At 47.9% G+C, this 23,266-nt stretch carries 16 protein-coding genes; 4 read left to right on the forward strand and 12 right to left on the reverse strand.

Translation table 11 applies throughout. The features are described from left to right. Position 1 precedes the first annotated feature (1 nt). Together AC5YB3_RS15510 and AC5YB3_RS15515 are read left to right on the forward strand one after the other, a co-directional pair. Positions 2 to 1,993: a MacB family efflux pump subunit gene (locus AC5YB3_RS15510; protein WP_494525665.1), complete on the forward strand. Its 1,992-nt coding sequence runs from the start codon at positions 2 to 4 to the stop codon at positions 1,991 to 1,993. Between the two features lie 7 nt (positions 1,994 to 2,000). Further along, positions 2,001 to 3,452, forward strand: a complete 1,452-nt coding sequence (locus AC5YB3_RS15515) for an efflux transporter outer membrane subunit (protein ID WP_494525666.1) — start codon at positions 2,001 to 2,003, stop codon at positions 3,450 to 3,452. Positions 3,453 to 3,592: 140 nt separating this feature from the next. Here the strand turns inward: AC5YB3_RS15515 and AC5YB3_RS15520 are convergent, their stop codons facing one another. From AC5YB3_RS15520 to AC5YB3_RS15565, 10 genes are all read right to left on the reverse strand, one after another. Then, positions 3,593 to 4,735, reverse strand: coding sequence for a site-2 protease family protein (locus AC5YB3_RS15520; protein ID WP_259511258.1), 1,143 nt, complete (start codon positions 4,733 to 4,735; stop codon positions 3,593 to 3,595). Between the two features lie 224 nt (positions 4,736 to 4,959). Next, on the reverse strand, positions 4,960 to 5,337 hold the full coding sequence (locus AC5YB3_RS15525; protein WP_006083004.1) for a DUF4144 family protein: 378 nt from the start codon (positions 5,335 to 5,337) through the stop codon (positions 4,960 to 4,962). 229 nt (positions 5,338 to 5,566) lie between these two features. Next, positions 5,567 to 7,255 (reverse strand): flagellar assembly protein A, encoded by a 1,689-nt coding sequence (locus AC5YB3_RS15530; RefSeq protein WP_259570057.1) that lies wholly within the window; start codon positions 7,253 to 7,255, stop codon positions 5,567 to 5,569. Positions 7,256 to 7,736: 481 nt separating this feature from the next. Then, a complete protein-coding gene (locus AC5YB3_RS15535) occupies positions 7,737 to 8,780 on the reverse strand; it encodes a methyltransferase (protein ID WP_259484404.1) in 1,044 nt (347 codons plus the stop codon). A 183-nt stretch (positions 8,781 to 8,963) separates the two neighbouring features. Continuing rightward, positions 8,964 to 10,283: an alkaline phosphatase gene (locus AC5YB3_RS15540; protein ID WP_494525667.1), complete on the reverse strand. Its 1,320-nt coding sequence runs from the start codon at positions 10,281 to 10,283 to the stop codon at positions 8,964 to 8,966. 74 nt (positions 10,284 to 10,357) lie between these two features. After that, the gene (gshB, locus tag AC5YB3_RS15545) at positions 10,358 to 11,311 is read right to left on the reverse strand and encodes a glutathione synthase (protein ID WP_012088318.1); all 954 of its coding nucleotides are present in this window, start codon (positions 11,309 to 11,311) and stop codon (positions 10,358 to 10,360) included. A gap of 91 nt (positions 11,312 to 11,402) precedes the next feature. Continuing rightward, positions 11,403 to 12,134 (reverse strand): 16S rRNA (uracil(1498)-N(3))-methyltransferase, encoded by a 732-nt coding sequence (gene rsmE, locus AC5YB3_RS15550; RefSeq protein ID WP_006082999.1) that lies wholly within the window; start codon positions 12,132 to 12,134, stop codon positions 11,403 to 11,405. Positions 12,135 to 12,142: 8 nt separating this feature from the next. Continuing rightward, positions 12,143 to 12,919, reverse strand: a complete 777-nt coding sequence (gene endA, locus AC5YB3_RS15555) for an endonuclease EndA (protein WP_006082998.1) — start codon at positions 12,917 to 12,919, stop codon at positions 12,143 to 12,145. A gap of 173 nt (positions 12,920 to 13,092) precedes the next feature. Continuing rightward, positions 13,093 to 13,752 carry a SprT family zinc-dependent metalloprotease gene (locus AC5YB3_RS15560; RefSeq protein WP_432330446.1) on the reverse strand — a complete coding sequence of 220 codons (660 nt, stop codon included), beginning with the start codon at positions 13,750 to 13,752 and terminating at the stop codon, positions 13,093 to 13,095. 259 nt (positions 13,753 to 14,011) lie between these two features. Continuing rightward, on the reverse strand, positions 14,012 to 15,169 hold the full coding sequence (locus AC5YB3_RS15565) for a PA0049 C-terminal domain-containing protein (protein WP_494525668.1): 1,158 nt from the start codon (positions 15,167 to 15,169) through the stop codon (positions 14,012 to 14,014). Between the two features lie 333 nt (positions 15,170 to 15,502). Here AC5YB3_RS15565 and blaOXA point away from each other — a divergent pair, with 333 nt between their 5' ends. Beyond that, positions 15,503 to 16,390, forward strand: a complete 888-nt coding sequence (gene blaOXA / locus AC5YB3_RS15570; protein WP_107402613.1) for an OXA-548 family class D beta-lactamase — start codon at positions 15,503 to 15,505, stop codon at positions 16,388 to 16,390. 164 nt (positions 16,391 to 16,554) lie between these two features. Here the strand turns inward: blaOXA and AC5YB3_RS15575 are convergent, their stop codons facing one another. Continuing rightward, a complete protein-coding gene (locus AC5YB3_RS15575) occupies positions 16,555 to 17,466 on the reverse strand; it encodes a LysR family transcriptional regulator (protein WP_006082994.1) in 912 nt (303 codons plus the stop codon). Between the two features lie 121 nt (positions 17,467 to 17,587). Between AC5YB3_RS15575 and AC5YB3_RS15580 the strand changes: the two genes are divergently transcribed. Next, on the forward strand, positions 17,588 to 22,141 hold the full coding sequence (locus tag AC5YB3_RS15580) for an ATP-binding protein (RefSeq protein WP_006082993.1): 4,554 nt from the start codon (positions 17,588 to 17,590) through the stop codon (positions 22,139 to 22,141). 67 nt (positions 22,142 to 22,208) lie between these two features. Here the strand turns inward: AC5YB3_RS15580 and AC5YB3_RS15585 are convergent, their stop codons facing one another. Further along, positions 22,209 to 22,415, reverse strand: a complete 207-nt coding sequence (locus AC5YB3_RS15585; RefSeq protein WP_259213675.1) for a hypothetical protein — start codon at positions 22,413 to 22,415, stop codon at positions 22,209 to 22,211. Positions 22,416 to 23,266: the final 851 nt, after the last annotated feature.

The following is a 23,266-nucleotide window of genomic DNA, read 5'->3' on the forward strand; positions in this document are numbered from 1 at the left end:
AGTGACAACGGCATTACTTGAGATTTCAGGTTGTTATCGCACTTTTCAGGCGGGTGAGCAGCAACTTACTGTCTTGAAAGATGTGAACCTGTCGATTGGCCGTGGCGAGATGGTGGCGATAGTAGGCGCTTCTGGCTCGGGTAAATCGACCCTAATGAACATTCTTGGTTGTTTAGATAAGCCGTCAGAGGGCGCGTATTTTATCAATGGCCAAGATACCTCAACGATGGACGTGGATGAGTTAGCGCAGCTGCGCCGCGAGCACTTTGGCTTTATCTTTCAGCGTTATCATTTACTGGGCGATTTAACCGCCATAGGCAACGTCGAAGTGCCTGCTGTGTATGCGGGTAAAGAGCGCACGGTGCGTAAAGACAGAGCCGAGCATTTGTTGACGCGTTTAGGCCTTGGCGACAGGCTCGACCATAAACCCAATCAGCTCAGTGGTGGTCAACAGCAGCGGGTCAGTGTGGCGCGCGCCTTGATGAATGGCGGCGATGTGATCCTCGCCGATGAGCCAACAGGTGCACTGGACAGTCACAGCGGCGAAGAAATGATGCAACTGTTGCAGGAGCTGCACAGCGACGGTCACACCATCATTATCGTGACCCATGATATGAATGTGGCCCAATATGCCGACCGCATTATCGAAATTAAAGACGGCGTGATCATCAGCGATGAGCGCAGTCAGGATAAACAGACGGCTAAGCCGCAAAGCTCAACGTTAAAAAATACGGCGTCACAAAAAGTGCTAGCGAAAGACAGCTCGCGTGCGCGGGTGGCTTCGTGGGACAGATATGTCGAAGCGCTTAAAATGGCGCTGGTGGCGATGTCGACCCACAGGTTACGTACCTTCTTGACTATGCTCGGGATTATTATCGGTATCGCCTCTGTGGTTTCTGTGGTGGCCTTAGGTGAAGGCTCACAGCAGGCCATTCTCAAAAGTATCAGTTCGATGGGAACCAATACAATTGATATTCGCCCAGGTTCAGGTTTTGGCGATCGACGCTCGGCGCGGGTGCGTACTTTAACGGCGACCGATGCCAATGCCCTTAAAAATCTGCCCTATGTCGATAGCGTGACCCCAAGTATTGGTTCTAGCGCGACGGTACGTTTTGGCAATAAAGCGGTATCGGCCTCGGTGAATGGGGTGGGGCCTGAGTTCTTTCGCGTGAGAGGTTACGAGTTAGCACAGGGCCAATTTTGGGATGATGCCAGCGTTGCAACACTCGCCCAAGATGCGGTGATTGATGACAACACCCGTAAGGAGCTCTTTCCTAGCAGTGCTGGCGCGAATAACTCGGCCATCGGCCAAGTGATTTTCCTCGGGGATTTACCCGTGCGCATCATAGGTGTGACGCAGCCAAAAGAAAGCGCCTTTGGTAACAGCGATGCGCTCAATGTGTGGGTGCCTTACACCACAGTTTCTGGCCGTATGATAGGTAAAAACTATTTGGATGGCATCACAGTACGACTCGATGAAACTGTGCCGAGTAATGCGGCGGAGCAGGGCATTATCGCGCTACTTAAAATGCGCCATGGCACTCAAGATTTCTTCACCATCAATACCGATACTATTAGGCAGAACATCGAAAAAACCACAGCAACCATGACCTTATTGATCTCGGCGATCGCGGTGATTTCCCTTGTCGTTGGCGGAATTGGGGTGATGAATATTATGTTAGTGTCTGTGACTGAACGGACCCGTGAAATCGGGGTACGTATGGCAGTGGGCGCGCGTCAGAGTGATATTTTGCGCCAGTTCCTTATCGAAGCCATCTTAGTGTGTTTGTGTGGCGGAACCTTAGGCATTGCTTTGTCCTACTTAATTGGCGTGGTGTTTGCTCAAACGGGAGGCAGTTTCCAAATGATTTATTCCACCACCTCCATCGTTGCCGCCTTTGCCTGTTCGACCTTAATTGGTGTGCTATTTGGTTTCTTACCCGCCCGCAATGCGGCGCAGTTAGATCCCGTTGACGCATTAGCCAGAGAGTAATAACACCATGAATACAAAAATATTTAATCGACACTTTTCGCCTCGTAGCTGCGCGATTGCTGTGGGCATGGCTTTAGGAATCACCTTGCTGAGTGGCTGTGGCAGTTTTATGCGTTCAGACTTTGAACCGCCCGCATTGGCGATTCCTGAACAGTGGCAAAACACCACAGTGAACGAGCAAGTAAAGGTCGATCCTTGGTGGCAGCTGTTTCATCAGCCCGAGCTCGATAAGCTGGTTAGCCAAGTGTTGAGCACCAACAATGACTTAACGCTGGCGACCTTAACCCTGCGTAAAGCGCGTTTGCAGGCAGGACTAACACGGGACGATCTGTACCCGCAACTATCGGCCAATCTTGGCGCTTCCCATAATCAGCCACTCGATGGCGGCGATGCGACTAAGAGTTATCAAGCCAACTTGTCTGTCAGTTATGAGGTGGATTTGTGGGGCAAAGTGTCAGCCAATATTGACCAAGCCCAATGGGCGGCGCTGGCGAGCGCGGAAGATAGGGAAAGCACCACCCAAAGCCTAGTGGCGACCACAGCATCCTTGTACTGGCAGATAGGTTATTTAAATCAACGGGTTGATTTAAGCCAAAAGAGCATAGCGTACAGCAAACAAACGTTAGATTTAACCCAAAGGCAGTATGATTCTGGCGCCGTGACGCAAGTGAATGTGCTCGAAGCGCAGCGCAGTATGGCGGGACAAGAGGCGGCCCATAGTCAGCTTATCCAGCAATTAACGGTGGCTAAAAATGCCCTTGCGATATTACTGAATCAGGCGCCAGCTGCTGATCCGGCGCAGAGTTTAGCCTCAGGGGAGACTTGGGTTGAGATTAAGCAACTCCCTGACGTGGCAGTGCCGGACGTTAGTGTGGGCGTACCCGCAGATTTGTTAGTCAGACGCCCAGATGTGAAGGCTTCCTTGTATCAACTGCGCTCCGCCTTGGCGAGTAAAGACGCGACCTATGCGAGTTATTTCCCAAGCCTGAGTTTAACCGGCGGTGTTGGAGAGTCGACCTCAGAGTTAAAAGAGCTGTTACGCAATCCTGTTGGTAGCTTAGGCGCGGGGCTTGTCTTGCCCTTTTTGCAGTGGAATCAAATGCAAATCAATAACGACATTGCCGATATCGATTATCAAACCGCTGTGGTGAATTATCGCAAGACGCTCTATTCCGCCTTTGAAGATGTCGATAATGCGATTTCGGCTAAGCAGCAATATCGATATCAAGGGGAGAAGTTGGCGCAGCAATTCAGTGCGGCGGCAGCCGTTGAAGCCATTTATGAGAGTCAATACCGCAATGGTGCTATCGGTATTCAGAATTGGATTGATGCCCAAGAGAATCGTCGTAGCGCCGAGGCGGCTTTGCTCGAAAATCGTTACAACCAACTCACCGCCCAAGCGACGCTTTATCAAGCCCTTGGCGGCAGCGATATCGCCCCGCCTTTGGCAAAGGAATAACGCATTGTTGTAAAGCATCACAGCACTATAGAAAAACAAAAACCGCTATTAATAGCGGTTTTTTGTTTTTATATAACTCAGGCAAGCGCAAGCCTCTGAGTTGCTAGTGCCTTTGCGCTGCGTTTAGCCGTTAAGCCACATTAGCTGCGCAATATTTGCAGCGGCAGACTGAGCATATCATCGCCGGTTCCGGCTAAGTGCCAGATGATGCCGACTAAAGCGCCAACTGTGAGCAAGTACCAAATCACCGAGAAGATTTGTCCGTATCTGTCTAACGGCAGCAGGTGGCTTTGATGGCGAGTGCGCCACTCGAAGATGATTTCTAAGCTGCCGATCAACAACAAGAATCCCAATAAGGCTAAGCCTAAGGTGTAGCTGATATACACACCGAAAGCGGCACCGGCGGCGCAGGCGACTAAGCCCATAATGCTGTTCATCGAAAAGCTGATGCTCTTTAAAATATGGCCGCCATCGAGTGGTAAAATTGGCAATAAATTAAATAGGTTAAGCAGCGCATTAAAGGCGGCAAGGCCCGCAAAAAACACATTGCCCGTGGCGTGGTAAGCAATCAAGGACGCGATGGACATCAGGAGTCCAAAGGTTGGCCCCATGATGGAAATCACCACATCTTGCCAACGCGTATTAATTTTTTCATCGGAGAGCGCGAGCCCACCCATAAAGGGAATAAGGTAAATTCCTTTGGTTTTCATCCCAAAATATTTCATCGCGCGGATATGGCCGTATTCGTGGAATACCAAGCAGGCGATGAGCGCGAGGGCGAATTGGAAGGAGAATAGCCAAGAATAAGCCGCAACGCTGGCGCCCGCTAACACCACTTTTATGACTTTGGCGCTTTTTAACAGTTTAAAACCAAGGGAGGCGAGTCCAACCATGCTCAGTTTTTGCTGCTTAACGATGGGCGTTTCTGGGGTTTGGCGTTCGATATCTTTTTCGGTGCGTCGGCCTTGGTCGATAATTTTGTCATCCAGCAGCAAGCAGTAATCGAGGCGGAAAGGCTGCCAAACGAGATCAGTTTCGAGGCGAACTTGAATTTTATTTTCTGTCATGGCGATGGCTTGCTCGCCACTTTCTATCGCCAATGGGCTGCTGTGGTGGGTGAGCTCAAAGACATGAACCTTGAGGCCGCCATTGTCGACGGAAGCTTCTTTTTGTGAGACTAAGGTGTTGTCCCAGAAGAGTTGTTGCCAGCCCGCGAGTGAGCCTTCTAAGCGCAGTTGTTTGCCTAAGCAGTCAATCTTAAGTAGTTCCAATTTCGGTTCCATCTGTTTGTATATTTAGTGCCAACTTAAACGTCATCCCTTGAGTCGACGCAGAAAATGGTCATTTTGAAGTGTATTTTAGCTGCGCTTTGCCAGTGGACTCGGCGCTGCTACACCGCGGCAAATTATGCCTGTGAATTTACTATGAGGATATTAGCTTTTAAGGTCATAGTGTTTTTTATTGAGCAACTGTGTTACTGGCAGATGGTATCTCTGCTGCTTGCCGTTTATTCATCGAGGGTGCGTACAATTTCAATCCCTTGGGAAATCGTTGTGAAAGCCAGCTTAGCGACGCAGCATTGCCCCAGTGCTTGGGCATGGTTTTGAACCCACTTGATAAATTCATTGAGCGGTAAATCTTGTTTTTGGCGCAGTAATTGCGGCAGTTCGCCGACGGGGTCTTCATGGATTTTCTGCGGACAGGCACTGATTAGATAACGCTGGCCTTTTGAGTCGAGTAATTGATCGGTATCGATAAAATGATGCTGATAGAGACAGGCGAGTTCGAGCCAATCCCTTTGGTGTTCTAGGTAAAGTAATTCGTCACTTTGAGTCAGTTTTACAATGGCTGGCCATTCAATACTCGACATCTTAACGCTAGTCATTTCAGATCCTTAGGAAGTTTAAAATGGGCTCTGAGACAGTCTCTGAGAACAATCGGCGGCAGTAGACAAGGATTAGGATTATACAAGAAGATACTTGGCATGCTGCTGCGTGAGTTTATCTGACAGCAGTATGCCACGCTGAGGGAAGATTGATAGAGGCCAGAGCAAGTTCACTGAGTCTGGCTGAATGAGGAAGGCGTGACGACTGAGTCATCACTCCTAGCCAAGATTATGCGGTCGGTGCGGCTTTGGCTTTGGCGTTATAGTCAAAGTTAATCTCTTGACTGACATTGGCAATGCAGCAAGTGCCGTGTTCACGGGCGGTGCGATGATTCGCTGGACCTATATGTAACTCAACGTTAAGGAATACGTGTTTAAGCACTTCGATACGGTATTTCTCGTAATAGCCTTCGACCTCTTGTTTGAAGGTATCGAACTCGAGTTCTTCGCGGGTGCGTTCATCCATAATGCGATTCTTCTCATCGAGCATCATCTTGATTTGCTCGATCATCGCCGCGTCGCCTTGCCATTCTGATTTAGGCGGCAGCTTATTGAGGCGAGCCTCGATATCTAAACTGGCGACGACCATAGCTTTAACGCTTTCATCGAGCAGCTTGAGATCTTGCTTGAGTTCGGCATGTTCCATCGCGCAATAAACGTCGGTTTTGGTTCCCGCCGTTGCCCCTATGACAACCGCCGTGATGCCTTTCTCAGCACGCGCGACACCGCCGACTAGATCGCCACGACGACCACTCGGATCGCTGACCGTTAAACTGCCAGCGGTTTTGGTATGGCTGTGTAGCAACTGTTTAGTGACTAAGATATTGCCCTTGGCCACTAAATTGGAATATTGCACAAACTGGGCGCTGATCTGCCCTTGAGCATGGATATTGGTAGAGTATTCATTGGCTTTGATTTGTCTGCCAATGATGCCTTTACTGACTGTGACATCACCTTCCGCCTCTAGGGTAGCGGAGTCCACAAAGCCCATCACGGTAATATCGCCCGAGCTTTTAACGACCATGCCCTCGTGGACATCGCCGGTGATTAAAATACTGCCCTTAAAGCTGATATGACCTGTGCCGATGTCGACATCTTTAAGCTGCAAAATATCATCGACATTCATACCAGTACGGGTTTCGACGGGTTGCCCTGGCACTGTGGCGATGAGTTTATTGGGATCTTTGGGATGAAAATCTGTGCCTGTACCGGCTTGAAGCACGGCATCTTTGCCCGGTTTTTGTTTAAGCACTTCGCCCTTAATATTGTAACCCGGCGTGCCTTCGGTGGCGGGGTGCTTAACCATCAAGAGATCATTGGCTTTGACGACGATAAGAGAGCCGAGATTGCGCATATCGACACTGCCATCTTCCCGCTCTTGTGGCTGGAGTAAGCGTTCGCGTGCGAGGAACACTTTGCGTTCTAATACCGCATTGAGTCCATTGACTGGCGCTTTACCTTGGGCGATGTCACTTTGGCAAACTTCGCCCGCCTTGAGCGTACCGAGTTGTTTCAGTAGCGCTTGAATTTTGAGTTTGCTCAACCCCATGCAGACGTTGTTCTTTTTGAGATGGGTAAGGATCTCTGGCAAATCTATCTGTTTACCGCCCCATGCTGCGGTCAGTTTTAGGCTGGCTTGCATTTTATCTGGGCTAATTTCGATTGCTATGGTGCCATCGCGGCGTTCAGCCAAAGTGGCGTAGAGCTCAAACTTCCCGTCGTCTTGACTGCACAGAGAGTTAATTTTAGCGACGGTTTTAGTAATGGCAGGCTCTAGCGGAAACAGGGAGGCGAATTCAGGTAAAGACAACAGGCGCATTATATCTTCATGGGTGACTGGGCCATGGACATTAGGGATCAGGCGCAATTCAGCTTTTGTCTTATCGCTGTTTAGCTCAAGGAGTTCAGGGTCCAGCATAGGGGCATTCCTAGTAATTGCGTTTTATTATTGTTTAAGAAGCTGATTTGAGTATAACAGTAGAAACTTAGGGTAAAGAAGCCTTTTTGGCTGCAAAAACAGCAAATGTTGGCATTTTGTTGTTAATGGTCTATAGGGTGGTTTTTAAATAGTTTTTTATAAGAAATTGAATGGGATAAGCAGTGTTATCTCTGGTTTATTCGTACTCATAGCAGTGTAAGCCGCAACTTAATGCTAACTTTCGATTTAGCCATTATTTTGATGTTTTAAATCAAATCCCTATGCTAGGAACGGCAGTTTGATGTAAATGAAAGCCTGTTTACCGGAATCGCTGACATGCGGCAGATCACAATATTGAGTTTTGTAACGCGAGGAAAGATAAGCTTTATCTGAAAAAACAGGGATAGTGATACGAGTGAGTATGAGGCGTAGTCAATAACGCGCCTATAGCTGAAGCCTAAGCGCGTTCTCGATAGCGGTTTTACTTGTGCTGGAAGTAATACAGCTTGTACTTGTTGTTATCGGCAACCACTTTTAATTGGCCAAATTCGGCGGCAATGATATCGGAATAGGGCAAGTGGCGGTTGGCGACAATTTGCCAAATGCCGTTATGTTGTAATTGCTTGGCACTATCAGTGACAAAGTTCTGCGCTATGCTGGTGGTGCTTGCAAGGCCATCGTGGAACGGCGGATTGGAGATAATGCCGTTAAATTTCCCTGTGGTTTGCGCGAGTCCATCGGAAGGATAGACTTTGGCCGTCATGCCATTGGCGGCTAAGGTGAGTTCGCAGGAAGCCAAGGCCATCGCATTAATATCGACACACTCTAAGGATAAGCTCGGCTGGGCTTTGAGCAGGGCCGCGGCAATCACGCCGGCGCCGCAACCAAAATCGAGCACTCGGCCCGAGAGTGTCGGCAGGTGCGACAGTAATAATTCAGTGCCCAGATCTAAGCGTTTTTCGCTAAACACCCCAACTAAGTTACAGATACTGATCTCGCCCTGCGGCGTAGTCAGTTGATACTGACTGACCCAGTCACTGAGCTTCATCGCCGGCGCGCTGCCTTCTAAACTGCTGCCAAATAACAAGCAGTGGCGAGCGTTATCGAGCTTCATCCCAGTCGCGAAATACTCAGGCAACAGCTTCACTAAAGACTTAATCCCGCCTTTGTTTTCTCCCACGACTAACAGTTGGCCGTTAGGCACAAGATGATTGGCGGCGAGGTTAAACAAATAAGGTGCTAAGGGTTTGGCTTTGGGGAAATAAACAATAACCGTATCGTACTTTTCTCGTTCAAGCGGGTCTTGGTGCGGCAGGTCATGGCCGAAATAGCAACGCAGCTTTGAGTTGGCGTGTGGCGCTAAGTGCAAGTAATGGTGGTAATCCAAGGCGAGTGCATCGACCGATGCCGCAACATCGAGCAGGGCTTTTGGCAGTAGATCGGCTTCATGATTGAGCACTAACACTTTATGTTGGTTTAGGCTGTCTTGATTACGAATAATGACTTGCGATGGATTGGTTAACACAGTTACAGGCACCTATAAACTTAAGTGTGGGCATTATACCCGTTATTCACGCCTGAGCCAGTTTGCATCGAATCCCTGCGCTAAGACCTAATAAAATCCCTAATAAAAAGACCCAATAAAAAGGCAACTGCATTATGCGGTTGCCTTATGTGATTGCCTTTAATGAACGGAATCGATTAACGCTTAGCTTTTAGGTTTCTTCGGTTTTGGCAATAAGCTAAAAATCTTATTGGCGATATCGGTATTGTCTTGATGGCCGTTAAACAGCTCAGATGCCGGACCTGCGGCAAAAACTTGTACGTCAGTGCCTGTGTGACCGTCGGTTGTCCAACCTGTATCAGTACGTTTATCAATAAGATGGCGAATCGCGACCGCCATGGTTTCTAATCCCTGCATTCTGGCGACGTTTAATTTGGCGACTTCTTCTTCGCTAAGCTCAAAGCCTAAACCGCGGGCGAGATCGGCTTGCCATTGTTCACCAGTGATGGCGGCCAAGGCCAAAGTGTCTGTGCTGGCCGAGATATTACGCAGGATTTCAGGGTTCCAGTTGTAGTTACCATCGACGCCAATCGATAGACCACCGGTATTGTGGTCGGCGGTGATCACCATCAGGGTATCGGGATGTTCACGCACAAATTGCTCAACCACTTCAATGGCATTGGAGAATTCATCCATCTCACCCATGGCAGTGGCGATATCGTTATTGTGGCCCGCCCAGTCGATGAGACTCCCTTCGACTAACAGCACAAAACCTTGGTCATTTTGCGACAGTAAGCTGAGTGCCTTTTGAGTTAAGGTGCTGAGTTTTCTTGCATCTTTCTCATCAATCGCCCAAGGCAATTGTACTTCGGCAAACAGGCCCAACACTTTTGGTTGGGTGATGCTGGCGAGATCCTCAAAACGGCTGATGTGCTGATAGCCCTTGGCTTTGAACTGCTCTAACAGCGCTGGGGGGAAATACTTTTGACCACCGCCTAAAAATACATCGGCGTTGGTTTCTAAATAGCTGAGTGCCAGAGCGTCGTAGTTTTTACGGCTCTCGTTGTGGGCCAAAAAGGCCGCTGGCGTAGCGTGGTTGATTTGCGATGTTACCGCGACACCTGTGCTGAGGCCAAGGGATTTGGCTTTTTCGAGTATGGTCGGCAGCGGTTGCTTTTGGGTATCGACCGAAATCGCCCCATTATAAGATTTAACCCCTGTGGCCAGCGCAGTCGCTGCCGCGGCTGAGTCAGTCACATAACCACTGACGCTCGCGGGATAGGTGCTCGCCATACCCACCAGTAAACGGTCGAATACGGTTTGCTCGACTTCTTCAGTGTCAGGATTATCTTTGAAGTAGCGGTAGGCGCTAGTGTAAGACGGCCCCATACCATCACCTATCATGATGACGATATTTTTCGGTCGCGATGGCGCTTTCGTTGGACCCGTTTCATCTGCCCAAACTGGCGTAGATAACAGCAAACTGATGCCGAGTAACAAGAGTGGCGCTTTGGTGAAACTCATATCACATCCCTAGAAGTGGTTCGGCGCTCGCGATTTGCTCGCGCCTTACAATCAATAAACTCGCTGGTAAATTCTTATGCTGTGGCGTTAATGCGTGCTTCGATAGCATCCATTAACATGCCCGTGATGTCGACATCAAATGCCGCTTGGATTTCACGGATACAGGTGGGGCTCGTCACATTGATCTCAGTCAGCTTGTCACCAATGACATCCAGTCCGACAAAAATCAGTCCACGTTTTTTAAGCTCAGGGCCAATAGCGCGGGCAATCGCCCAATCGCTGTCGGATAAAGGCTGCGCCACACCGCTACCGCCAGCGGCTAAGTTGCCACGGGTTTCGCCTTTCATTGGGATACGTGCCAACGCGTAAGGTACAGGCTCGCCATCGACCACTAAAATGCGTTTATCGCCTTTGGTAATTTCAGGGATAAAGGCTTGCGCCATCGCATATTGTTGGCCATAGCTGGTCAAGGTCTCGATGATCACCCCAAGGTTAGGGTCATCCTGCTTCACGCGGAAAATCGAGGTGCCGCCCATGCCATCTAAAGGCTTGAGAATGATATCGCCCTTAGCTTGGTGGAAAGCGCGGATACGTTTGGCATCACGGGTCACGATAGTTTCTGGGGTGAATTCGCTAAACCATGCGGTGAACAGCTTTTCGTTAGCATCGCGTAGGCTTTGCGGCTTGTTGACGATCAACACGCCTTGCTCTTCGGCGCGCTCAAGCATGTAAGTGGCGTAGATGAACTCAGTATCGAATGGCGGGTCTTTACGCATTAAGATCACGTCGAGTTCGCTCATTGGCGTGTCTTGAGATTCACCTAGCTCATACCATTTACTCGCATCATTGATAACAGTTAACGGACGCATATTGGCCATTGCCACACCGTTGACCATGGCAAGATCGGCCATTTCCATATAAAACAGCTGATAACCTCTGTCCTGCGCGGCCATTAACATGGCAAAACTGGAGTCTTTCTTAATGTTGATCTCACTGATGGGGTCCATCACTATGCCGAGTTTTATCATTAATCTGTTCCTTATTTGTCGCCGTTTGCAGGCAAAAAAGCATTTATTGGATAATGGGGTCTGTCATGCCAGCGCAGCTTGCGGCTGCGGTTTAGCCTAAATCACCAAATCTGAGTTGCAGCGCCGTAATGGCCGTGAGCGAGGCGGTTTCAGTGCGAAGCACTCTGGGGCCAAGCAACACATCGGTAAATTGATAGGTTTCTGTCATGGCGATTTCTTCCGCCGACAAACCACCTTCTGGGCCAATTAACAGGCGCACGCGTGTGTGCGCTAAATCTAAGCCATTAATGCCGTGTGCGGCACGTGGATGTAAATTGAGTTTCAGTGCCGAGGTTGGCTCACTGCACCAATCGTGTAAGTCCATCGCTGGGCGAACCACAGGTACTTGGCTGCGGCCCGATTGTTCACAGGCGCTCACAACGATTTTCTGCCATTGCTGAATTTTTTTCTCTAGGCGCTCGCCATTAAGCTTTACACCGCAGCGATCTGAAAACAGCGGCGTAATGGTATTCACACCCAGCTCGACCGATTTTTGAATGGTGAATTCCATTCTATCACCACGGGAAATCACTTGGCCTAAGTGCAAGTTGAGTGGCGACTCAGATAAATTGGCCTCACAGGAAAGCAGTTTTACTGTGACATGCTTTTTACCTGCATCGACAATTTCAGCAAGATAATCATGGCCATCGCCATTGAATAGGCTGATATGTTCGCCGTTACCCATACGCAGCACTTTACCGATATGGGCCGCGCCATCTTCGTCTAAGTTCAACTGTTGATTTATGGCTAATGGTTGAGGTTGATAAATTCTTGGGACTCTCATTGTCGACCTTACTCGGCTAATTGTTGACGCAGTGGTGGCGCATTACAGGCATTCTGCACAAATGGGTTATGGTTGCCTTGAGTTTGCGCTATAGCGTTATCGCGTTTGCACTCAATAGTATCAACTGGATAGGTTTTATCCCATGCCTTAAACAATTTTAATTGGCTCGACGCGATTTTAAGCCCATAGGTCTGCTGCATATAGAGATAGGTTCTGGCTATCTTACCGCGGGCGTTTACGGGCGGCTGCGCCTGACGATTCTTAAAATCGACCACCATAGCGCATTGGCCATATTGGTCGGCTTTACCGTTCCATTGACTAAAACGGAAGTTGCTGCGATCGCCGTTCACTTCACCGATAGCGGGTACTAAGTTGTGCATATCAGCTTCCATCTTATTAAATTCGTTACTGTTATCGGCGCAGTTTTTACGCCCGCCCTTTTGCCAGCATTGTAGCTGATGGCCAAATTCCCAGGCGGGTACTATATGTTCCCACTCGATACGATTGGCGCGGGTTTCCTGTTTACGGACTTGATAACCGCAGCTGGCGAGATCGGGTTTCCACGATTTGCCTTTGATCTGAATATCGCAGCCACAGTAAAAACTGGTGGCGGGTAGAGTGCCTTGGCGACTTCCGGCGTAGAGCGCCTGCGACTTGGTTTTCGCTTGGCTGAAACTGCTGGGGTGTGATACTGAGGCGCTAGCGGGCACAGATGAGGTCGCGGCCCAAGTGATTAGGCACAGCAAAAGTCGCCGCGAATTAACGGTTAAAGAAGTTTTGTTCAAAATTCATCCCAAAATAACAAACACTACGCGAGCCTTTGGCTCGTCTTTTATGGCGTGATGGTAAGGGAAATGCCGCTGCTTATGCAAATTGCGTCGTACTTTTTACTCACGCAATCCCCAAATGCTGAAATTCGAATTGTGGAGTGGGTGTGAGGATTGTGCGCTAAGAGTGCTTAGATCGCCGTTAAATGGGTCTTGCAGCGTTTACAGATGTAACGGCTTTCACCGCGTAGCACCTTGTTATGGCGGCGAATACTCAACCGAATCGGTCCACAGGCGCAGCGATACTCCACGTCTTTACCAGCAACAGAAGTGGTATTGAAGCTGTGGGTGGTACTCGGATTGACCTTAAATACCGTTAACATTAAAGATTGCCATTCTTTACCGTGGGGCTTGGTTTTGCCAAAAAGCTGAAAACACAATAAATGACAAATTTCGTGCGGTACAACTTCAGTTAGAAAAGCTTCGCTGTTTTCGCGTAGCAACACGGCATTGAATCGCAAACGATTCTGCTGCAGATGAGCCGTACCCGCGCTCTTTCCCCTGAGACTAAATTGTGTGACTGGGCGCGGGAAAGCGCGCTTAAGCGATATCTCCGCTTCTTGATAACAAGCTTCAATTCGCTCTAGTACTTGTATTTGCAGTGACGAGAGTGGACGTGATGAACCGGTGAAAATATGTGCCTGAGCCGTATCTTGTACTGGTGGACTCGTTATCACATGCGACTTATCTTGGCTTTGGCCTAAGGCTGCGTATGTTGATTTTGTCAGTGGGGCGAGTGCTTCACTGCTGCGACGACGTAAAGCGTTGAGTAAGTCTGCAGGTTTCAACATAGGTTAGCGTTGGATCTCGTCGGTTAAAGGTAAACATTGAGTGCTTAACACTCATTTAGTTATAAAAGCATCAGTTATGAAGCCAATCCTAAGTATGGCGCTTGGCTTCTGCGTTCGAACGCTTGTTCTTGCAATCCGCTCTTATACTCAGCCTTCCAAATCAGCGATTGAAATTAGCGCTTGAAATAAGAGTCAGGCCAAGCGTTCGCATCATAGCGAACGCTATCTGACAATGCCAGTTTCAGCCAGTGTGGCTTGGTTATAAACTCGCCGCCGCTTGCATCACCATAGTGCGCACTTGTTCGACTATGGCTTGCTCTGTATCGGCGTCATAGCCTTTGACTCTTGGGGTGTGAATGTGGCCGACTTTCGCATGGCTATTGAACTTTTGCTGCAACACTATGGCGCGATAGGAAATTTCATTAGAAAGATAACCGCCGCCAGAGCCTTCGACCGACGTTTCGTTTTGCAGCTCATTCAATGATGTTGCACTAAACTCACCGCGAGCAAGGGTAGTGACAGTGTGGTTATCGTTGACTTTCCATTGGCCATCTTTTACTTGCATGGCTGCAACCGGCAGCGAGAATTCGACAAATTGCGGGCCGATAAAATCTTTGCCATTGAGCTTAGGGGCAACCGGTGCGGTTTTAGTGCCGCCAGTGAGGACATTTTGGTTATCGGGCGCCGCTGCACTGCGATTGCGGGCAGGGAAGCGTTCAATATCAAAGTCAGTTCGGCCCATGCTGACGGTAAATACAAATTGGGTTTTAGGATCGCGGTATATCGGGCTCAGTAGTGATTCGATAAGTCCTTGGTCAAAATCTTCAAAACGCACTGGCACCATAGCGGTCTCGATTTGTGCCGTTTTACCATCAACCTCAAAACGGAAACCATCCAAGGCGAGGGCGACTAAGCCAGAAGGATTACTCTGGGTGATATCTTTATCGAGGAAGAAAGGATCGAAACCCGTGAGGAATATTTTGATTTGGACATCATCAGCATATTGAATATCGCTAAATCCCCGTGAGGCCTTTTCAACTGCACTCATTAATATGTCATTTTGCCAATCGGCCATTTTAAAGTTGGCGCTGGTGCTCTTAAGACTATTAAGCATGGCAAGGCGCGCCCAATATAAAGGTCGGTCGTCAACATGACCTGACTGCACATCGCGTACCGCCTGTAGCCATAATCTGTGACCTTGGCGCGCGGCTAATTGGGTGGCATCGACTTCGTTTTTCTTGGAAATTAACTGCTGAGTCAGGCCATCATCGAGTGCTTGATAACGAGTCACGACTTCGCCCATGGTTTTTTCGGCTGTTGGTAGGCGGGAAACTTCAACATCACCAAATAGCTGCACAGCACTGGCCGTATTGATCAAGCTACTGGCGAGGATTAGCGTTAACACTGGCTTCAACATTTTTGATTTCCCTGTAGTGATTAGACGTTATTGATTGGAAATGATGTTCATCTCGTCCTGCGGAAGGCTCTTATGCCAAAAAGTATGCACTACAAGCTGAGGGTAATAAAGTTATGCTCAGTGATCTTCGTCATCTTATGCCAATATCTTCTATCTCAACATCTTCTATTTCAAAGGCGGCGGAGCTGGCATCAGTCCTTCTATGGCAGAACTTACTTGCCTCTTTTTTGCCACAATTGATCAGCAGTTTGCTAGGGCATGCTAAAACGCTAAGTGATAGCCTTAAGCACTTTTTTAGTTCATTGGATTTTTTGTTTTCTACAAGGAGACTTTATGCGTTCGTTCGCCATATCGACTGTGTTGGTGATGTCCTCACTGTTAGCGTCGTCAATCTTTGCTGCCCCAACTTTTGCCTCAACAGCGGCGAAGACGGAGTGGCAAGAAACCCGCAGTTGGGATGCCATTTTTACTCAGCACCAAGTTGAACCGCAACAAGCTAAGCAACAACAAGCTAAACCGCAAAAAACTAAGTCCCAACAAGCCTCGGGCGTGGTGGTGCTGTGGAACGAAAACAAGCAACAGGGATACACCAACAATCTCAAACGTGCCAATCAAGGTTTTTTACCGGCATCGACCTTTAAAATCCCCAATAGCTTGATTGCGCTCGAGCTGGGTGTGGTGAAGGATGAGCATCAAGTGTTTAAATGGGATGGTAAAAGTCGTGATATCGCCACTTGGAATCGTGACCACAACTTGATTACCGGGATGAAGTATTCGGTTGTGCCTGTCTATCAAGAGTTTGCCCGCCAAATTGGTGAGGCGCGGATGTCGAAGATGATCGCCTCCTTCGATTATGGCAATGAGGATATCTCTGGTAATTTAGATAGCTTTTGGCTCGATGGCGGTATTCGAATTTCTGCCACTGAGCAAATTGATTTCCTGCGTCGGCTTTATCACAACAAGATCCATGCCTCAGAGCGCAGTCAACGAATCGTTAAGCAGGCCATGCTCACCGAGGCGAATTCTGACTATATTATTCGCGCAAAAACCGGCTATGCGGTCAGAGCTGAGCCAAGTATTGGCTGGTGGGTGGGTTGGGTAGAACTCGATGATAATGTGTGGTTTTTTGCAATGAATATGGATATACCCGACGCCGCAGGTTTGCCATTGCGTCAAGCCATCACTAAAGAAGTGTTAAAACTGGAACACGTTATTCCTTAGGTCATGCTAGGTCGCGTAAGCATCGCGTATCTAAATCTTGCGAGAATTGCGTATGAAGCTGCCTACTTAGCTGACATGAATCATGATGCTAAAAGCCTAGACTCAGATCTAGGCCTTTTTATTAGGCTTTTTTGAAACAGGTTTCCTTTATGCGACGGGAAACTTTAACCCATGAGGGATTGCAGGCTTTCTTGGCTGCTGAAGCGTTTTACGAAGAAATCCAAAAAGACGCTGATGTTGGTGGCCAGTTGACGTCGACTCGAATAAACCCCGTAAACCTTAAAGGGTTCAATCGGCCATTCCTGTAAAATCGGTACTAGTTGTCCATTGGCAAGTTCGGTCTTACAGGCCGAATTGGATAACATGGCGATGCCAAAATCATCCATGGCTAATTGTTTTACCATAATAGGGCTATTAACCCGCACTTTACGTTGGAAGTTCGCCATGGTTTTACGCGAACCTTTACCCAGTGGCCAAATCGGCGCCGAGCGAGAAGTCCCCAATAAAATACCACTGTGCAGGCTGAGTTCTTTTGGCGTTGCGGGCGTGCCTTTGAGTTTTAAGTAACCTGGGCTTGCGACTAAAATCGGTTGGCGTTCAAACAGTAATCGTGCGACTAAGTCCGATGATTGAAGTGGGCCATATTTGATGGCTATGTCATATCCTTCGCCGACCAAACCAATATCGTTGTCGGTAAACTGGACATCTAATTCAACATTGGGATATAAACGCATAAATCCGCTACAGAGGTTAGCGATTAATTCTTGGCTAAATGATACAGGGATCGCAATCCGTAATGATCCTGACACATCATCGTGAGTATTCTCGATAACAGCCTTGGCCGCTTCCACCTCATTGCGAATGGAATCACAGTGTTGGTAAAAGAGTGCCCCGACTTGGGTCAGACTCAAGTTACGGGTGTCGCGCTGTAGCAATCGCACGCCAAGTTGTTCTTCAAGCTGCGCGATTTTGCGACTTATGGTGGATTTTGGGTGGCCGGTTTCACGTGCAGCTTGGGAGAATCCCTTAGCTCTAACTACGGCTGCAAATAGCATCATACCGTTTAAATCTGGCATGTTTTTCCCACTGTCTCATATTTGGAACATAGCGTCTTATGCAGTTTAATGGCATTTGACGGGATAACAAAGTTATATTTATTGGCTAAAAATTTTCAGAGGCTAAGCAGAGGATCTTTTGATGACCAGCAATAATCAGCCCACACACATGACTCAAGCCCAAACGCCCGATCCGCTTTTTTTACAAGCCGAGCATTTGGCAAAGGATTTTTCTCTGTTTCCTAAGCACAGCAAACAGAGTTTATCGGAAGAAATTAAAGGTCTTTTAAATGAGGATGCCATTCAGGCAAACTTGAAAGACTTGGCATCGTTAGATGTCGACGGTTACGTTGCTAAAGTGATCCAGCCGACCCAAGATAAAGGTCGTCCTGGTGCAAAACGTATCATTGCCGATCTTAAAGGTCGCTTGATTACTGAAACTCACTTGGGCTCTTTTTACAGTGCTGAGGTCGAGCTGAACTTCGGTTCACGCACTCGTCGTATTGGCTTTATCGCCCAAGAACGCACTACCGCCAACGGTGCTTGGATGCCTGAGCATCATTACGCCGCCTGTAAAGCAATTCGTCATTTTGCCGAATTGTCTATGCCAATTATCTATTTAATTGATACTCCTGGGGCGGATGCTGGCGAAATCGCTAACAGCCAAAACCAAGCGCATTCAATTTCTAAAGCTATCGCAGAAAGCGCCAACGTTGACGTACCGACAGTCGGTATTGTGATCGGTGCCGGTTATTCTGGCGGTGCGATTCCATTAGCGGCGGCGAACATTCTGTTGTCGTTGCGTGACGGTATTTTCAACACGATCCAGCCACAAGGTCTGCAAAGTATTGCCCGTAAGTACAACTTATCTTGGCAAGAATGTGCGAAATCTGTGGGTGTATCGCCAGAAGAGCTTTATACCTCAGGTTGTATCGACGGTATTATCGACTTTTCACCGGGCGACCGTGATGAGCGTCAGCACAATCTGCGCCGCGCTATTATTAGCAGCGTAGAAGCGGTTGAGCGTGCAGCGATGAATTTTGTGCGTGAATCTAAAGATTTACGTGAGCATTATGATCGCAGCTTAACCCGTTTCTTGAATCCATCTAAAAACTTGATGGCTTTGGAACTGAACGCAGAATTGGCTGTGGCAACGAGCCCGACCAGTCACCACAACCTGTTCGGTAGCGCCTATCGTTATCTGCGTTATTTAACGCTGCGTAGCCGTATCCATTCGATTTCTCAAGAGCAGTATGGTCGTCTGTCACGTGCTAGCGTGCCAGAAGGTGATTTGTTGGCGCGTATTCAACAAGAACAAGACCGTGTGTTCCAAGCTTGGTTATCTAACCCAGACAAACTGGTTTATGACGAAGAACTGAACAAATTGTGGACTACTTTTGTCGCTAAGCGTGATGAAGTGTCTACCGAGCGTAACATGTTGACTCGTTTGATTTTGGGTGAACCAAAAGAGAACTATAAGAAAGCACGTAAGGCGCTGTTATTTAACATCAGCTGGTCTTTATATCACCGCTGGAAGAGCAATGCGGCCAACAACTTCAAAGGGCTGATTCAGCACTTAGAAAGTTTGCCAAAGTCTGTGACTCAAGCCAAATGGCCTGAGCTGAATCAGCTGACCGTACTCGATGTGGTTGTGAATGAAGAGCTGCGTGAAGACTTTATTTGGCAATGCCATAACATTCTGATCTTCAATGCCTTGTACGACAACGTTGTCGGCAGCTTAGCGTCAATCGCGAAAGAAGCCATGATGTCGAAGAGTTTGTCACGTAATTCAGTGAACAACCTGCTGCACAAGTCAATCGACCATGCAATGTCGACACAAGATACCTCGAACGACAAAGCTAAGTTCTACAAGTGGCTTAAATACTTCATGGGTCAATCGAACCGTGCAGATTTATTAGTCCGCGTAGAACAGTGGAAGAGTGTGGGTTTCCCGCAGCTTAACGACAGTCTATTCGTGGTACTGACTTACTTCTTCGAACGTTTACTGCCTGAGTATTTCGATAGCGAAAGCGATACCAGTAAGTACACTGGCGCGATCAACCCTGTGCGTATCGGTCGTCGTAAGGACTTCTGGAACCGCTTGACCATGGGTTATCAGGATCTATTGATCCAAAAAGTGCTGCGTGACGAAAAACGTAAAGGCAACATGACTTGGGAAAATGTGGTTAAGCAGTTCTTTACCCATTTCGAAGAGATCAATGGCGACAAGATGTCGGCTAACTTGCTCAACTTCCCGGGCTTCCGTTTATCGATTGAAGACGCGTTAGATAAAGGCATTCGCCCATGTGGTTTGATCACAGGTATTGCTGACTTCAAAGAAAAAGGTCAAAAAGTGCGTGTGGGTGTGGCTGTGTCTAACACTGCATTCCAAGCCGGTGCATTCGATATGGCCAGTGCCGAGAAATTCTCTGCACTATTGATCGAGTGTGCTAAGCGTAAATTACCTGTCGTGTGCTTTATCAGTTCTGGCGGTATGCAGACTAAAGAAGGTGCCGCGGCGCTATTCTCTATGGCTGTGGTGAACGACCGTATCACGCGCTTTGTTCGTGATAACGAATTACCAGTATTGATGTTTGGTTTTGGTGACTGTACCGGTGGTGCGCAGGCGAGTTTTGTGACTCACCCATTAGTGCAAACTTACTACCTGTCTGGTACTAACATGCCGTTCGCGGGTCAAATGGTGGTGCCAGCTTACTTACCATCAACGGCAACGCTGTCTAACTACTTGTCAAAAGTACCTGGCGCAATGGCGGGCTTAGTCCATAACCCATTCAGCGACAATTTAGACACTCAGTTAGCGGGTATCGATCCTCTGATGCCAATGCCTTCGGCAAAAATTAACGACGTGATCATCAATGCACTATCGACCTTAGTGGTTGAAGCAGCTGTTGAAGAAGATGTGATCGTGCAGAACGATCCACGCCAGTTAATGAAGCCAATTAACAAAGTATTGGTTCACGCCCGTGGTTGTACTGCGGTGAAACTGATCCGTAAGGCTCACGACAATAATATCAATGTGGTATTAGTGGCGTCTGATCCTGATATGACGTCAGTACCAGCCGACATGTTGAAAGACACCGACAAGTTAGTTTGTTTAGGGGGTAATACCTCGGACGAAAGTTACTTGAACGCATACTCAGTGCTGAAAGTAGCCGAGTATGAGCAAGTGGATGCATTGCACCCAGGTATCGGTTTCTTATCTGAAAGCCCGCAGTTTGCTGCCTTATGTGTGAATAACGGTGTTAACTTTGTTGGCCCTAGCGTGCATTCAATGACGACTATGGGTAACAAGTCGAACGCCATTAAGACATCACAAGCGCAAAATGTACCTGTAGTGCCTGGTTCTCATGGCATTCTGACCAATGCTGAGCAAGCCATAAACGTGGCGAGCGAAATCGGTTATCCAGTACTGCTTAAAGCGGTACAAGGTGGTGGCGGTAAAGGTATTCAGGTAGTGAAACGCCCTGAAGACATGATTGGTCTATTCCAAAAAACTGCGACTGAAGCGGCTGCAGCCTTTGGTAATGGTGACTTGTACCTAGAGAAATATGTGACATCGCTGCGTCACATCGAAGTGCAGTTACTGCGTGACAAGTTCGGCAACGCCAAAGTATTAGGTTTGCGTGACTGTTCGGTTCAACGTAACAACCAAAAAGTGGTCGAAGAGTCTGGTTCAACTATGTTGCCAGATGAGCTGAAGAGACAAGTACTGGCTTATACCCGTGCTTTAGGTGACGCGACCGATTACATGGGCGCAGGTACCGTTGAGTTCATCTATAACTTAGATGCAAACGAAGTCTACTTCATGGAAATGAACACGCGTCTGCAGGTTGAGCATCCAGTAACGGAAGCGACGTCAGGTATTGATATCGTTAGCGCGCAGTTTGATATCGCAGCTGGCCGTTCAATTGAAGCGTTAGAGCCGAAAGAAATTGGTTATGCGATGGAAGTACGTGTGACGGCTGAGAAAGCGGCGCTCGATAGCCATGGTATACTGCAGCTGATCCCAAATCCAGGCAAGATCACTGAATGTGTGTTCCCAGAACATCCAGATGTGGAAATCATTTCGATTGCTGCGCCAGGTAAAGAAGTATCGCCATACTACGATAGCTTGATTGCGCAAATCATCATGCGCGGTGAAAACCGTGAAGATGTGATTGCCAAACTGTACGAATACTTAGACAGCGTAGTGCTGAAAGGCATCGCGACTAACATTCCGTTACTCAAGCTTATCCTGAAAGACGGCACCTTCAACGAAGGTGTTTACGATACTAACTATCTGCCACGTTTAATGGCTGAGCTGGATATTCCTGCGTTGATCGCTGAAATGGAAGCCGCTGCTGAAACTGTGGAAGTGGACACTGAGTCACTGCGTGTTGGTGAAAGTAACGAACTGAAAGTGTTAGCCCAAGGCGCAGGTATCTTCTATACCTCTTCTGCGCCAGGTGAAGCGGATTTCGTGAAAGAAGGTGACATAGTCACAGTCGATCAAACGCTAGCACTCACAGAAGCGATGAAGATGTTCTCGCAAGTGACCTTAGCCGGCTTTAACCGTCAGAGTGCGATTCTGTACCCTGAGGATAAGAAGTATCGCATCGAGCGCATCCTGAACAGCAATGGTCAGCAAGTGTCTCAAGGTGACTTACTCTTCGTGGTCTCGCCAGTTGAAGAATAAGCTCAGCGTTTAACGCAATAGCTGAATGAGAAAATACCCGCCACTGGCGGGTATTTTTTTAGCATTGTTATTTGGCGCCAATATATGAAAGAAGGTTAACACTCTTAATATATGACGGTTTTAATGAATTAATACCAATCGTATTAAATATCTGTTCATTCAGCGGGAGTTCAATACGCTTTAGACAAGGCGAAGGCTTGAAGGCATAGTGGTGCTCTGTCGAAAGCCTTGAACGCAGTATAAAGCGCTTTGAAACCCGCCCTTCGGGAGCCACACAGGCATCCCACTCCGGTGTTGCATTGACTTAAAAGGGAATAACCATTTCTGCGTCAATGCGCCTTGGATTGGGATGCCTGTGAGGCTCTGAACTGATTAGATATTTAATTTGATTGGTATAACTTAGAGCCAAGAGATAAGTTGATAATATACAAGTGACCAGTATCAGCTTTGTGTAAGACCAGTATTTCTGATTAAGTCGGCAAAGAGTCTCTTTAATCGCCGTTCGCCTATTAAAACTGAACAGGCAGCACCAAGAACCTACCTTTGGCCTCGATAATCAACGAAAACCCCTATGCCTTATCCGTAGTAATACAGGCCAATCCAACCTCATATTAAGCTGGAACTGACTCAAAATTGAGCGGTGTGTGGATAAGTTTGGGGGTAAGTGGTGAGTATCTTGTGACTAGCTTGAAGAATATGAATTAACTGCAAATTTCCTTAAAATAGGGGTTGCACAAAATCTCCTGCTCCCTATAATGCGCATCCACTGACACGGCAGACAGCGAAAGCAAGCTGACGAGTTAGGTTGAAGTTGAATTGAATGCCTTACTCTCTGTTGAGAATGGCACTTAATTCAATCGCAGCAAGAAGTTGAAAAAACTCCTTGACGCGAAACGGGAAATGCGTAGAATACGCAGCCCTAGCCAACTGGAAGCGTTCGGCGCTCAGTGTGGTACTCACGTCCTCTTACGGATATTGAGTTGCTCTTTAACAAGATAAAACAAGAGATCTGTGTGGGCACTCACAGGTGTTGAGTTAATCGAAACTGCTTAACCTTCGGGTTGGCAGTCAAAAATTTAAATCAATGTAACAATGAGTGTTCATAGCAATATGTACAGTTTGTTT

The sequence above is a fragment of the Shewanella sp. 1311 genome (assembly GCF_059338235.1).